This window comes from Pseudoalteromonas luteoviolacea (genome assembly GCF_021654285.1).
GTDB classification, from domain to species: Bacteria; Pseudomonadota; Gammaproteobacteria; order Enterobacterales; family Alteromonadaceae; genus Pseudoalteromonas; species Pseudoalteromonas luteoviolacea_J.
In genome coordinates this window covers 41,879-56,021 of record NZ_JAKFZS010000002.1, presented here as the reverse complement: position 1 = coordinate 56,021, position 14,143 = coordinate 41,879, and the positions used below count along the sequence as shown (strand labels likewise).

Annotated in this window: 12 protein-coding genes; 1 reads left to right on the top strand and 11 read right to left on the bottom strand. The window is 42.6% G+C overall.

Annotated features, from left to right (window positions below; all coding sequences use genetic code 11):
- Positions 1–2 precede the first annotated feature (2 nt).
- The 8 genes from L1077_RS01545 to L1077_RS01510 form a co-directional block, all read right to left on the bottom strand.
- Positions 3–659: a FlgO family outer membrane protein gene (locus L1077_RS01545; protein ID WP_237135309.1), complete on the bottom strand. Its 657-nt coding sequence runs from the start codon at positions 657–659 to the stop codon at positions 3–5.
- Positions 660–670: 11 nt separating this feature from the next.
- The gene (locus L1077_RS01540) at positions 671–1,261 is read right to left on the bottom strand and encodes a FlgO family outer membrane protein (RefSeq protein ID WP_237135308.1); all 591 of its coding nucleotides are present in this window, start codon (positions 1,259–1,261) and stop codon (positions 671–673) included.
- Between the two features lie 132 nt (positions 1,262–1,393).
- On the bottom strand, positions 1,394–4,258 hold the full coding sequence (locus L1077_RS01535) for a hypothetical protein (protein WP_237135307.1): 2,865 nt from the start codon (positions 4,256–4,258) through the stop codon (positions 1,394–1,396).
- Between the two features lie 52 nt (positions 4,259–4,310).
- Positions 4,311–5,120, bottom strand: coding sequence for a fimbrial biogenesis chaperone (locus tag L1077_RS01530; RefSeq protein WP_237135306.1), 810 nt, complete (start codon positions 5,118–5,120; stop codon positions 4,311–4,313).
- 9 nt (positions 5,121–5,129) lie between these two features.
- Entirely contained in the window at positions 5,130–5,624 is a 495-nt protein-coding gene (locus L1077_RS01525) for a DUF4402 domain-containing protein (RefSeq protein ID WP_237135305.1), read from the bottom strand.
- Between the two features lie 15 nt (positions 5,625–5,639).
- The gene (locus tag L1077_RS01520; protein ID WP_237135304.1) at positions 5,640–6,230 is read right to left on the bottom strand and encodes a DUF4402 domain-containing protein; all 591 of its coding nucleotides are present in this window, start codon (positions 6,228–6,230) and stop codon (positions 5,640–5,642) included.
- Positions 6,231–6,373: 143 nt separating this feature from the next.
- Positions 6,374–7,018: a hypothetical protein gene (locus L1077_RS01515; protein WP_237135303.1), complete on the bottom strand. Its 645-nt coding sequence runs from the start codon at positions 7,016–7,018 to the stop codon at positions 6,374–6,376.
- Between the two features lie 236 nt (positions 7,019–7,254).
- The gene (locus tag L1077_RS01510) at positions 7,255–8,106 is read right to left on the bottom strand and encodes a thymidylate synthase (RefSeq protein WP_237135302.1); all 852 of its coding nucleotides are present in this window, start codon (positions 8,104–8,106) and stop codon (positions 7,255–7,257) included.
- Positions 8,107–8,336: 230 nt separating this feature from the next.
- Between L1077_RS01510 and L1077_RS01505 the strand changes: the two genes are divergently transcribed.
- Positions 8,337–8,480 carry a hypothetical protein gene (locus L1077_RS01505; RefSeq protein WP_237135301.1) on the top strand — a complete coding sequence of 48 codons (144 nt, stop codon included), beginning with the start codon at positions 8,337–8,339 and terminating at the stop codon, positions 8,478–8,480.
- Between the two features lie 84 nt (positions 8,481–8,564).
- Here the strand turns inward: L1077_RS01505 and L1077_RS01500 are convergent, their stop codons facing one another.
- The 3 genes from L1077_RS01500 to L1077_RS01490 form a co-directional block, all read right to left on the bottom strand.
- A complete protein-coding gene (locus tag L1077_RS01500; RefSeq protein WP_237135300.1) occupies positions 8,565–11,726 on the bottom strand; it encodes an efflux RND transporter permease subunit in 3,162 nt (1,053 codons plus the stop codon).
- Between the two features lie 12 nt (positions 11,727–11,738).
- Complete coding sequence (locus tag L1077_RS01495) at positions 11,739–13,463, bottom strand: efflux RND transporter periplasmic adaptor subunit (RefSeq protein ID WP_237135299.1); 1,725 nt, start codon at positions 13,461–13,463, stop codon at positions 11,739–11,741.
- Positions 13,464–13,557: 94 nt separating this feature from the next.
- Positions 13,558–14,058, bottom strand: a complete 501-nt coding sequence (locus tag L1077_RS01490) for a DUF411 domain-containing protein (RefSeq protein WP_440589527.1) — start codon at positions 14,056–14,058, stop codon at positions 13,558–13,560.
- Positions 14,059–14,143: the final 85 nt, after the last annotated feature.

The window sequence follows — 14,143 nt, the reverse complement described above, 5'->3', positions numbered from 1 at the left end:
CACTACCTACTTGCTCTTTCCAAGCGAATCCCATCGTGACCAATCCCATCACGCAGTGCATTGACAACCGATTGCGGTAAAAAACCTTGTGCAGTCCCAACAACAGCCTTGCTTTTTACCCCCACGATACGTGCATTCACCAGCACACCACCTTGATGATTTGCCAACGTGCCGGCAAGCACATAATTGAAAGTATGCTCATCAGAGAGCTCTAAAAAGTCACGACTAAAAATGAAATCGCCCTGTTTAGTCACACGCATAAAATCCGTGGTTTTAAAATCAACGACGGGGACCCCAAAGTTATGTAATTCATGGACAAAGCTCTCAGATAACTGATTCCCGAGTAAAGACCCATAGTTATAGTCTTCATCAAGAAAAACAAAAGTCGCAACCGCAATAGGCGTTCTATCGTTTACATAACGCAGATTCCCTATCATATCTTGCATCAAGTTTTGTACATAGTGGGTCACATTGCGACTCGCCATTTGTTGTGAGACAGTCATTCCATGCATTCCGCCTGGGTGAACTTGAAACTGACTCTCAGAGCTCGCAAATGCGTTTTTATCCACCATAACCGCATTGCCCGCATATTGCTCACTGTCCGTATTCATACAGCCAAATAACATAGGCAATAAAAGTGATAACGCATACTTTTTCATATCTTTCTCCGTTAATATTGGCTGCGATGCAGTAAGCCATCGCGCATTTGCACTTGCTCCTCTCCCCAGAGCGTTTCTTTGGGTAGGCTTATAGAAGCGGCAGATACAGTTTTACTACTGACCATATCTATTAATCTTGCATGTATCGTAAAGGAATCTATGTTTTCACTTACGCTACCAGTAAGGATCAGGTCAAACTTGTGTCGCTGTTTAAGTTTATCAATGTCGCGACTTAAAATAGTGTCAGCTTCTTCGGATAAATTAATCGATTTTTGCATCCGAAATTCAACCACCTGTAACCCCATTTGTGTCAGATAGGTGATAAAACTTTCTTGCACCTGATTGCTTAGACCCGCGCCTTGATTACTTAAGGTATCGGCGCCTAATTCATTATCTTTAAAAAAGCTTGTGACTGCGACTGAAGCACCAGGCTTTAGAGGTCGACTATACTGACTAAGCTGCGTAGCCATCTCTCCCACATAGCTGTGGACACTGCGCGCTGGGGGGGCTTGTTTTTCAACCTTTTCTGATTCTGGTTGTAGCCAGGCGCTCGTACTGCAGCCTGCTAACAAGCAAATAAACACCAAGATTAGAAATCGCATATTATCATACCTCTGAGTTAGTCCTCGATATCATGCAAAAATCGAACCACTTGATGACTATATAAGCAAAGAAGCACTTTATTATTCTAGCGAGTCATAGGTTGTTTATTCTTTTAGCTAACTTGATGCTTTCTATTGAACAACCGATATAGGCTCAACGTTACATGAGATTTGAGTACGCTGTAAATTAAGGCAAGCGCTTGCCGCCTGACCTTCTTGTTCAGAATAACCATAACCAAGTAGATATTTGTTACGCTTTTTATCATGCATAAAAAAAGTTTGATTGGATAAATCTGGCGGTATTTTTTTGGTAACAATCGTCGCGTAAGCTTTCAAGATAGTCAGTGAATCAAATTGTCCAAGCACAGCAACATAGCCGGTTAAGTTAGGCAAGTGTTCAACCATCATATCCACTTCAAGCAATACATCCCCTCGGCTTGAGAATGCCACTTCAACTTTTTCAGTTTGCTTAAATTGATCCGATGTATGCTTTTTGACTCTGGTCTCATAGTTACCAGGTCTGATCCCGCTAAATACATAATACCCATCATAAGCTGTCTTCACTGTATCTATCACTTGCTGGTACTCATTAACTAGCTCTATTTCAGCATAAGGCAATGGCACCTCATTGCCTTCAAGATCCTTCTGATATGCGATTCCCTCAAGCTCACCTGCATGTACAACTGGGTATTCTAAGTAGGCTATAAACCCTTTTCGCGGCGTAATTGAACGGCCATCATGGGCCGAGATATAAAAAGGGTCAGGCAGAGAATCCGCATCAAGCACGATGTCTGTTTGACGGTTTAAAGGCATATTTCCTAGCAAAGCAGTGCCTTTACTATCAGTAAACGCTTGCGCAAATCCTTGTAAAGACTTAATCCGAACGCCTTCAAGCATGACATCATTGCCATCGAACTTCGCATTATTGTTTTGATCTAAGTACACTTTTACCAACACTGAGCCTGAGCTCGCTAATCGCCTATCACTGATAAAAAACTCATTACTATAGCTCTCATAGCCAAGGCTAAACTGACCTGTTAGCCCAAATTGCCAATCATTATTTTGAAAGTAACTAAATTGACCTGTCAGCCTAAATTTGTCGTTATGCCAGTTTAGGCCAGCTTCAATTTCATAATTATCATCTAACAAAGATTTGGTATAATCTAAATCCATGCCTAGCTGGCTATTTATGACTCGACTCAGTTGTATATGGTAATCCGTTAATTGACTATCTGGCTGTGACATATAGCCAACTCCGACACGGCCATACGTACTCCCCACTCTCCCCTGCCAGCGTGCAATGCCGCGTATATTGGAAGCTTGCTCACCGTCAGGCTGAGTATAATCTAATTGATGGCTAAGCGTACCAAACCTCGTTGCCACCGAAAGCAAGTTAGATGCAATAAAATCACTGCCATAAAGGTTTTTTCGCCAATTAAGCGTATTTTGATAATTCAGTCGAATGTCGCTATTTTGGTACAAGCGACCTGATACGCGAAGCGCCAAATCTTGCACTCTATTGTATTGTGCATTTTCATTCTCAGTTCGGCTTTTTTTATCTGATACCACAGCGCTTATTGCATGTTGATTTATCTGAGTACGCCCTTGTAGTTGGTATATGCGTTCACCGCGCTCATCATGGCTGTAGTCAAAGTTAATGATGCCTTTTTTCCATACATCAAAAACTAACCCAGTATTCAACTGATATGCATTTTCTTGCCCCTCTAGCGCAATACGAGTACCTGAATAAAAAGATAAAGCATCACTAACTCCATAATCATAGCGACTGAGGAGATTCCAGCCTGTATAACTGTCAGTGCTTATACCTGTCCCTAATAAAGTTTTCCCCACATCTACAAGGGATGCATCAAAATAACCGTTACCTGCTGAGATACGACTGCCGGCCACATAGTATGAGCGACTATCTCGCAGAACTTGCCCTTGGGGCCCATACATGATCAACTCAAACTCATTGCTTCCAAAATAGAGTTCTATATGTTCAAAGTCATATAAACCAGATTGGACGCTTAACCTTTGATCAATCATCAAGCCATTATGGTACAGCTCGACGTCCCACCCCACCTGTATTGCACCACTTATTCTCACGGCTTGCGTATCAATCTCCTGAAAAAGCGGTCTATCCGAGATCCTTAAACCACGTGCATGTGTTGATACAAACTCTCCCCCTATACGCGTACCAAGAATATCCCCAGCTTCTACTTTATTTATTGTCAGCGGGCCAAGTGCAATACCTTCTTTCTCTTCTCTGGTTATATTCACTCGTCCTTCATCTAACAAATTGCCATTGCGACCACTTAAAAAGTAATTCGCATTCCAATAAGCAAGGTCTTGACTCCCTAACATAGAGACTGAAAGACGTGTGTCACTTTCATTCGTGGTATTCAGTGACGCTTGTATATCAAACAGTGGAGGGCTCCACACTTGATATGGCGTCTCTTTCCAAGGCAATACAGAAGATTGCCTCACAGACTTAGCTGCAAAGCGACGATCCTGTCTTGCTAAACGCATTTCAATGGGAAGCTTTTGCTCGCTAAAAACTTTCAGCTTGAGATCTTGGTAATTGATGTTGAAATGTAATTTGAACCACTTGGCCAGTAAGGTTGCATCGACATACACTTCGCCTTGGGTTTCCATGATGTCTTGTGCGTTTAATTGCTCCTCAGCCTGTCCAGTACGGACGCGAAGGGTCGTCAAATTTAAAGAGAAGACTTGTGCCTGTTCAATATACCACCCGGAATAACGTTTGCCGTCATCGTCAGATGTTATGGCAAAATCCAATGCAGAGAAAAAACTTTGTAGTTCTAGTAAAACGCCATTGTCACTCTTGATTGCAAACACTTCTGACAGGTAATATTTATCAACATACAGTGATAAAAAAAGTACTTCACCGCTTTGAATGCGGTTGCTCCCATAACTGAGCACCCTCTCATTGTGCGCATTACTGTCATCTTGGTTGGCAAAAGTAACCAGCGTCATTGCCGCACATATACTCAGTAGTGCGACAATACAAAGCCTATTTAGCACGATTTTATTGAGCAATCACATTGAAAATACGCTGTGAGAAAACCGTATCTCGATATTCCTCTTGACCGGTATACATCAGCTTTAATTGACCTGAACCACGAATAGCCTGACCTTGTAAAATATTCAACTCAACACTGGCTTCGTCTACCTCAGGATAAATTGCATAGTTATTGGCTATAGCGACTTTAGTCCACTCTTTTTTACCGTTCGGCTGCCAATGCGCTGTCAACTTCCCCAATGCGCTTGCTGCGCCACTTCTTTTTAATTTAACCGCGATAACTGGTTTCCCGTGAATGTTCGAAGTATATTGCGCAGAGCTAACGGTTACCTGCGGTACATCAACCCCTTTTCGATACATAACCGGAATACTGTAGCTCAATATCATATTGAGGCTAATCCCTATCGCTACTGATTGGTCTGGATTTTCTGTTGGCAATGCTTGAAACAGCAAGTGTGAGCGGTATTCGCCATCACGCATCCCTTGTTTACGCCTTAATGCTAACTTCACAACTTGTCGCTCACCAGGCGCTAAATAAACTTGTCTTGGCGTCATTCTCATTAACTCGCTGAGCTTCCAAGGCCCTGCTTGTTCAGGCGCTAGATCTTGATAACCACCTTTCGCCAGTGCGCGCTTCTCTTTCCAACCCAAGCGGTAAGTTTTTGCTTCAGAGCCATTATTTATTAAGAACACTTTCGCTGTGCGCTGCCGTTCATCAAACACAACACGGGTAGGTGAAATCATCAAAGAGGCATTTACTACCTGACTAAAAACTGACATCGCCATAACAGCAATACAAAAAATATATTTTTTCATAAGAGGTAATTAATAATTCAATTCAATATTTGCCCAGACGCGATATGTGCCATCTGGGAATTGGGAAGGCTGTGCACTCACTTCAATTGTACCACCAATTTTGAGGGCAGCATTTCCTTGCGAATCGCTGACAACACTGTTGATATGTTCTAACTGCACCAGGTTTATACCGGGGACATATAAGTTAGAATGCGACAGTAAAGGTGTAACAATGCTGGTTGACACAGAGATTTGATGCAAAGGAGGTAACGAAGATAAAGCAAGCTCCGCAGCATTGCCGCCAGAGACTAAATGAACCGCTCCGCTTGTCGTATTTTGCCCATTTACACCGATTTTAACACGACTCGTCTGGCTGTGATCTGAAATTAAAATAGTGCCAAAATCTAAAGGCGTAAGTACATCTATCCTACCAAGTACAGGAAGACTGACTATCAAGCATAACCCAAATACGGCGGCTCGTGATTTTATGCTCTGAACCGCTTTATATTTGGATTCTTTCAACATTTACTTACCAAGAAGTTAATAACTAACTTCGAGTGTAAAAGTGCCAACATAGTTACCATCTAAATAATTCGCAGCGTTATTATTTGTGGTCGACAACGTTGCACCTAAATTAAATACGGCATCGCCTAAAGCATCAACCTGAATCTTATTACCTACCACAGGCGTTGAGTTAGAAGCGCCCGTCTCAACAAAGTATGTGTATGAGCCCAAAGTAAAGCCTGCCGCCGAACCACTGGTCGTTAAAGAAATATTGGTCTCGACTGGGTCTGTGATTGTGAGTGTGGCAAAAGGAACAACCCCTGAAATTTTAAATTGCGCAGGACTACCTGCACTTAAAATCGCAATCTCAGCTGTACTTGGATTCGTTGTAAAAGGTGTTGGAGCCATAGTCTTATCTGCAGGAATAACCAGAGTCGCTTTATCTGTACCCACGTTATCCGCCAGAGCACGAATAGTACCGAAGTCTAAATCTTGCTGTTTTTGCAACGAGAATGCATTTTTTACTTCAACCTTAGCCTCAAATGTTGCCTGCTCACCCGCCATTGTCGTTAACGGTAATGCTGTAATAGTTGCCGCAAGGCCGAAATATTTAAACTTATTTTTCATAAAATTATCCTTTATAAATCACCGTAAGTAATTAAGAGTGATTTAAACTACTGCTCTCGCGATCGATGTAATAAGAGTCTAAGCTCTAAAACACATGCGCAAATTCCTTTGATGGACAAAAGCTTGTACCTATATATATACATTTATATATTATTTTGCAATTCAGCGCAACGCTTCGTCACACCCGACATCGCCTTACAAAAAACCCCAGCTTCTTGGTAAGATGAAAAGCCAGAAGCGATAACGTAAAATAGTGTGCGATTTGGATCTGGCTCCACAATTCGCGTATCCACAGAATTAAAAACCAGTGGATAGTTATGCCTTATCATATCAATACGAAACTGAATGGCCTGTATTTGTGAAAGTGCTGTGTGTTGCCTCAAATGCATACCTAATACAAAATCAGGTACTAATGAGCTCGCCTTTTGTTGTGATACTTTAACGTTATCCTTATCATTGATTTCTTGCGTTTCAATAGGCTCATGCGGGGTCACTTCAGCCTTATGTTGAACAACAGTTTGCTGTGGCTGCATATGGCTATGAATATCTGGCACTTCAGTTTGAACAGCGAGTAAGCTCAGTAATTGAGTCAAATCACCTTCCATTTTTGCTAACCGCTCAATACTGGCCTTATTCTTCGTATAAGACTCCACCATGACCTTATGCGCATGGATTTTTTCTTGATGGGCTATTTTTTCATTCAATGTTAGGTCTGAACTGGCACAGCCAGCCAAGCACACTATGATAAAAACTAATATAAAAGTTGATATTTGTAACTTGAAAGGCATACAACACATTCCACCTTAACCCAACCAAATAAACGCCACTTCCCTTAAGCTAGGTCATTAGACTGACTAAAAAAGACTGGTTTGTCCACTGAAACAAGACAAAAAGCATTTACTTTGAATACTTTATAGCCAGAATAAACAAATTGGGTAAAAATAGGAACAATACTAAAAGGTGATAAACAAAGGTGTGAGGAAAAGGTGAGACAAAATCATCTCACCGTATATAATTCATAGTTTTAAACAGAGAAAGGATACTGGATCGCTTCATGGTGTTGATAATTTGTCACTTCAAAGTCATCCAAAGTCACCCAAGTCTCTAAGTCTTCAAACGTTTTAATCTCAGGGTTGATATGAAGCTGAGGTGATTCAAAAGGCGTGCGCTTTAACTGCACATCACGCATCAATTCAAGCTGATCTTCATAAATATGCGCATTAACAATTTTATGGAATGCTTTACCTGCTTGAAGCCCCGTGATCTGTGCCACTAGCTTCAATAAAGTAAAGACTTGTATGGCGTTAAAGTTACCACCAAGTGGTACATCCTGACTGCGCTGGTAACTATTCAAATACAATACACCATCTAAAATAGAAAACTGATGTTGGAACATACATGGGCGCAAGCAGCCTAAATGAAACGATCCAGGGTGATAAAATGTGATGATTTCGCCTCGATTATCAATACCCTTTGATAGGTCATCGATCACTTGCTTGATTAAGTCAACGCTACCGCCATCTGGTTTTGGGAAATTTCTGGCAACCGCACCATAAACAAACCCCATATCATCTTCACCTTTACGGTTTGGATTATTTAACCAGTCTTGGTTTTCGTTTGCATTGGCATTCCAAGTATTACAGCCAATTTCTCTAAACTGGGCCGCACTGTCATATCCACGCAAATAGCCCAGCAGTTCAGCAATTGCCGCTTTCCAGAAGCTCTTTCGGGTAGTATCAAGTGGAAATTCATTTTTATCAACGTGATAGGTTAAATCCGCATTGATTACCGTGAGGCATCTTTTTCCTGTTCTTTTATTCTCAACCCATTTACCCTCATCAACAATGCGCTGACATAAGTCTAAATATTGGCTCATTACCCAACCCTATCACTCTACAAATTTCAACTGCGCCCTATCATACACTGCATATGGAAGCTAAACCATCATTGCTAGGGTGATAATAAATTGGTATCTGAACAGCAGCGCCTAGGGAATACACAAGATATCTAAATGTATTAGGGTCTAGCATTCATTATTTACTTTAACATTCAATTATTGCTAGATTAGTTATGATTTAGTTGAAAAAATAATAAATAAGGAAAATCATGAAACTGAAAATCAAGAAAAACTCACTCAAAAAATTATCTAACAGCAAAGTCCTACAGCCAAAATTAACAAACTTAGTCGCTGGTGGTGAGCCTGATTTATGCCCTACTGACGGTCAAAATGCGTGTTTCCAACTACAGTAATCAGCCGCTATTAATAAAATTGCTCCATAGTGAGTAAATTACGCAAAAGAAGTAATGCTTGCTAAGCATTACTTCTTGTTTAGATTAGCCTCGGCTAGGCACATCCATTTCAATCTCCTTATTTAACCTCGTCACCTCTTTGCGCTTTATTAAGGAATACAGAGCAGGCAAAACGATTAAAGTTAACACCACAGCACTCGTCATGCCACCAACCAAAGGCGCTGCAATTCGGCTCATCACTTCAGAGCCAGCACCGGCACCGTATAAAATGGGTAGTAACCCGACAATAATGGTCGTCACTGTCATCATAACGGGCCTCACTCTAAGGCCAGCGCCATGTAACAGCGCATTTTGATACTCTTCTAGCGAAATTGAAGCGCCGGTCTGCGAAGCGCGCTCTTTGAGAGAGTGGAGAGCTTGGTTTAAATACACCAGCATAATCACCCCAATCTCCACCGCGACACCTGCTAACGCTATAAACCCAACGCCAACAGCCACGGAAAAGTTAAACCCTTCAAAATACATCAACCATATCCCACCAATCATGGCCATAGGGAGCGTCACCATAATCATCAAAACTTCTGTCATGGCTCTGAAATTCAGATATAGCAAAATGACAATGATTGCCAATGTTAAAGGCAACACATAAGATAATTTCTCTTGTGCCCTTTGCATATATTCATATTGACCAGCCCAAGAAAGGGAATATCCGGTTGGTAAGTCTAACTCTTGCTCTAAAAAAGCGCGTGCGTTGTTCACATAAGAACCGATATCAACACCTTCGATATCAATGTAAGTCCAGCCATTGAGCCGCGCATTTTCACTTTTTATGCTAGCCGGCCCCGTATCAATATAAATACGAGCAACATCTCCAAGGGTGATTTGAGCGCCTGATGGTGTCACCATAGGCAACTTGGCTAAAGATCCAGGTGAGTCTCTGTACTCCTGAGGGTAGCGAATATTCACTGGATATCGCTCTTGACCTTCTATAGTTTGGGTAACAGTTGCTCCACCTATGGCGCTAGCCACGACCTGCTGAATATCAGAAATATTGAGCCCAAAGCGACTGGCCTGTATGCGAGAAATGTCGACTTTAATATAACGGCCTCCAGCAACGCGCTCAGAGTAAACGGAAGCGGTTCCCTCAAGTGCAGGTAAAATTGCCTCAATTTGCTGGCCGATCTCTTGAATGACGTCCAAGTCAGGACCTGCGACCTTTATACCCACAGGCGTTTTGATCCCCGTTGCTAGCATATCTATGCGCGTTTTTATCGGCATGACCCAAGCATTCGTTAAGCCGGGGAATTTAACCAAGCTATCCAATTCCGCCTTTAAACTTTCTGTTGTAACCCCCTCTCGCCATTGAGATTTTGGCTTTAATTGAATGAAGGTCTCAATCATAGTCAATGGCGCTGGATCGGTTGCCGTTTCTGCACGTCCCACCTTGCCAAATACATTGTTAACCTCAGGCACAGTACGGATTAGCTTATCAGTTTGCTGTAAGAGCTCGCGGGCTTTTGCAATAGAAATGCCGGGGTACGTAGTAGGCATGTACATCAAGTCGCCTTCATCCAGTGGCGGCATAAATTCACTACCAATCTTATTGATCGGATAAAAACCAGCAACCGTAATGAACACAGCCAATAAAATCGTAATTTTAGGAAAACGCATTACTTGCTTTAAGACAGGCATATACACTGCCGTTAAAACGCGGTTTAACGGGTTTTTCTTCTCGGATATCACCTTGCCACGAATAAAGTACCCCATCAATACAGGCACCAAAGTAATGGCTAAACCGGCGGATGCCGCCATGGCGTAAGTTTTAGTGTAAGCAAGAGGTTCAAACATCCTGCCTTCTTGTGCTTCTAAAATAAACACAGGTAAAAATGATACAGTGATGATAAGAAGGCTAAAAAATAATGCAGGCCCGACTTCACAAGCTGCTTTAGTCACAATTTCCCAGCGATTTTCATCCGTCAGTGGCGTTTTTTCCATATGCTTGTGCATATTTTCAATCATCACAATCGCCCCATCTGTCATTGCACCAATGGCTATCGCAATACCGCCTAACGACATGATATTGGCGTTTATTCCCTGTAAGTGCATGATGATGAATGAGGCTAAAATGCCAAGCGGTAATGAAACGACAGCCACCACCGAAGACCTCAAATGAAATAAAAACACAACACAGATCACAGCCACCACTAACAGTTCTTCAGCCAACTTTTGCCATAAGTTATCCACCGCGGCTTCGATTAACTGAGCGCGGTCGTATACCGGTACGACCTCAACGCCTTCAGGTAAAGCTCCCTTCAAAGAAGCAAGCTTTTCCTTTACTCCTTCAATGGTTGCCTGCGCATTTTCACCGGAGCGCATCACCACTATACCGCCGACCACTTCCCCTTCGCCGTTAAGTTCAGCGATACCACGGCGCATTTGCGGCCCCAAACGCACATCAGCCACGTTTGCAATGGTCAAAGGCACACCATTTTCACTCACCCCGAGCGGGATCTGAGCAATATCAGAGAGCTTATTTATGTAGCCTGTCGCCGTTACCATATATTCAGCTTCAGCCATTTCAATTACTGAGGCGCCCATTTCTTGATTACCTTGCTTCAAAGCAATTTCAATCAAGCTTAAAGGAATGCCATAAGCTCTCAGCTTGTCAGGGTCAACTTCCACTTGATACTGTTTAACCATGCCCCCGACGGTAGCCACTTCTGACACGCCGGATACCGTCTGCAATTCGTACTTCAAAAACCAATCTTGAAGACTTCGCAGCTGACTCAGGTCATGGCGGCCCGTTTTATCTGTCAATGCGTAGATATAAATCCAACCTACGCCAGTAGCGTCCGGTCCAAGCTGCGGCTTTGCAGAACTAGGTAAGTCACTGGCAGCCTGACTCAAATACTCAAGCACGCGGCTGCGTGCCCAGTACATATCTGTATCATCATCAAAAATAATGTAGACGTAAGAGTCACCAAAAAACGAAAATCCGCGCACCGTTTTTGCCCCGGGCACTGACAGCATAGCGGTACTCAATGGAAAAGTGACTTGATCTTGCACCACTTGAGGCGCTTGCCCTGGGTAACTTGTTTTTATAATTACCTGTACATCTGATAAATCGGGAATGGCGTCCACTGGGGTTTGCTTTAATGAATACAAGCCACCAAAAGTTAAAATAACCGTCAGCAACAGTACTAAAAACCGATTGCTCACCGACCACTTGATAATTGATTCAATCACATCGAACTCCTATCAATGGCCTGCATGAGCGTCATGCTCACCGCTGTTAACGTCTTTTATGTCAACGATGACTAAATCGTCTCTGACCTCAAAAGTAAACGTAATTTCCTGAGCAACTTTAATATCTGCTAGTGGTATTGATCCGTCCACCACAAAGTCCATAGTTGCAGCAGCTCTGTTCCACTTCTCAATCGCCTCGCGACTGATATTTACCGTACGATCACGGTGAGAAACATGATTAATTACGCCTTTGACAGTTGCCGTAGGAATTTGCGGTTCCGCCATAATGTGTATTCCTGTCACCAGGTAACTACCAGATCCAAGCTGTGTCACCTCAAAATGCAGTGTTTGGCCCGCTTTTAATACACCGAAATCAACCTCTTGTCCAACTTCAAAATCCATCGTCATCTCTGGCCAATTCCAAGCATCAACAGCTCCATGTGTCACATTTATCTGTCTGCTTTGCTCTGTTACGCTATGCACTTCCCCTTTCATCCACACTGATTTTGGTTTTTCATCGAACGTCATACGCTTAAAATCAGAGCTTTTACTTGACTCTGAATCAATCAAAAACTGAGCGGATGTGACCACCGTCTCGTCTTCATTTAGCCCTGATAAAATTTCAATATGCGTATCATCAATGCGACCAATTTCGACTGCAATCGACTTAAATTGTCCTTCTCCCAATGCTAATACCACACGATTTTGTGAACCGGTTCTAATTACAGACTCTTTTGGGACCAGAAGTGCATGTTGAGTACTCTCAGACTGAATCTGGACTCGAGCAAACATATTGGGCTTGAGGGCTTTATCCGTATTCGTAAATTTGAGCCGCACGCGCAAGGTGCGGTTTGACGCATCCAAACTAGGGTATACATAATCGACCTGCCCTCGCCACGACCTACTCGGTAAATAATCTAACGTCATCACAACCGGCAGCCCGACTCTGATAAGACTTGCTTCGCGTTCAAATACTTCAACCTCCACCCAAACATGGTCAAGCTGACCTATGCTCATCATCGTCGTACCAGGCTGAACATAGTAACCTTCACGGATCTTGAGGTTTTTAACGACACCAGATTGCGGTGTATAAAAGGTGACGGTTTGGCGGACTTGCTTGGTTTTTATCAACTGTTCAATAAAATCGGTCGACATTTTTAGCGCGCGTAACCGCTTCGTGGCTGCCTCAATCAATTGTTGATCAGCTTGATTTAACGCGACTAACATCTCTTTTTGTGCATTAACCAACTCAGGTGAATACAAATCATAAAGGGCCTGTCCTTGTTCAACCTCATCACCTACAGCCTTCACATATAGATTGTCTACCCAGCCATCTACACGAGGGTGAATGTGTACTAATCTATGTTCATCATATTGCACATAACCCACAGTGTTAATATTTTGTTGCAATGCGCCTAATGTCACTTTGGCTGTTCTAACCCCAAGGTTATTGACAACATGAGGAGAGATTTTTACCACCCCAGGGCCAAACTTGTCCTCACCTTGAGACTCTTCATAAACGGGAACAAGATCCATGCCCATTGGCGATTTACCTGGCTGGTCGCGTCGATAATTCGCATCCATTGGCGCAACCCAGTAAAGCGGCTTTTTTTCATCAGCTGCGTTTTCATGGGCATCGACCATCGTATGTTGACTATCGCGCAATGTAACAGCTCCTGCGCCAATCACAATACCTACTATTAGAACCGTTATTATTTTTACAACTGGCGTACTCATAATGATTTCCTCCAATCCATCATAGGCATTACTTCATCTGGCTGAAAATTTTTGAATACACCAGCAGTCGTTAACTGAACAATTAAAACCCGCATTAAAATTGCTCCTCATATTTACTAATTTCAGCAAATACTTGGCTGCTGCCGTCAGCCATCAACACCAATACTTGATATGGGTGAAAACGCTGACCGACTTCCATGCCCGGGGAACCAAGGGGCATAGCAGGCACTGATAAACCGATCGCACCTTTCAACGGTGTAGCTAAAAATTGCTTGATGAATTTAGCGGGTACATGACCCTCAAACACATAACCACCGCTGCTCACACCAGTATGGCAAGACTGATAACGCGGCTTAATGCTTAATTGACTTTTCACATCACCCAAATCCGGCAAGTCATATACTTGATGGGTGATACCTTGTTGAGACAAATGACTTAACCATTTAACACAACACCCACATGTCGGCGTTTTGTATACCTTGAGCTGAGGCTGCTCAATAACTTGTTGTGCTTGAGCTAAATTATGAAAGTTGCATATTGCAACGATGAATAACACGTACGTGACAAACTTAAATTTAAACATTCTGGAACTCATTTTTATTTGAAAAATGCCATCGCTGGTGTTTCAAAAGTAATTGAAAATACTTTTCGCACCATAAAACGCAATACAGCGGGATGGC

What these genes read in the sequence shown, in the direction of transcription:
- L1077_RS01525 (WP_237135305.1), bottom strand. Translation starts at nt 5,624, where the DNA reads ATGTTGAAAGAATCCAAATATAAAGCGGTTCAGAGCATAAAATCACGA.
- L1077_RS01515 (WP_237135303.1), bottom strand. Translation starts at nt 7,018, where the DNA reads ATGCCTTTCAAGTTACAAATATCAACTTTTATATTAGTTTTTATCATA.
- L1077_RS01530 (WP_237135306.1), bottom strand. Translation starts at nt 5,120, where the DNA reads ATGAAAAAATATATTTTTTGTATTGCTGTTATGGCGATGTCAGTTTTT.
- L1077_RS01540 (WP_237135308.1), bottom strand. Translation starts at nt 1,261, where the DNA reads ATGCGATTTCTAATCTTGGTGTTTATTTGCTTGTTAGCAGGCTGCAGT.
- L1077_RS01510 (WP_237135302.1), bottom strand. Translation starts at nt 8,106, where the DNA reads ATGAGCCAATATTTAGACTTATGTCAGCGCATTGTTGATGAGGGTAAA.
- L1077_RS01545 (WP_237135309.1), bottom strand. Translation starts at nt 659, where the DNA reads ATGAAAAAGTATGCGTTATCACTTTTATTGCCTATGTTATTTGGCTGT.
- L1077_RS01495 (WP_237135299.1), bottom strand. Translation starts at nt 13,463, where the DNA reads ATGAGTACGCCAGTTGTAAAAATAATAACGGTTCTAATAGTAGGTATT.
- L1077_RS01535 (WP_237135307.1), bottom strand. Translation starts at nt 4,258, where the DNA reads ATGACGCTGGTTACTTTTGCCAACCAAGATGACAGTAATGCGCACAAT.
- L1077_RS01520 (WP_237135304.1), bottom strand. Translation starts at nt 6,230, where the DNA reads ATGAAAAATAAGTTTAAATATTTCGGCCTTGCGGCAACTATTACAGCA.
- L1077_RS01505 (WP_237135301.1), top strand. Translation starts at nt 8,337, where the DNA reads ATGAAACTGAAAATCAAGAAAAACTCACTCAAAAAATTATCTAACAGC.
- L1077_RS01490 (WP_440589527.1), bottom strand. Translation starts at nt 14,058, where the DNA reads ATGAGTTCCAGAATGTTTAAATTTAAGTTTGTCACGTACGTGTTATTC.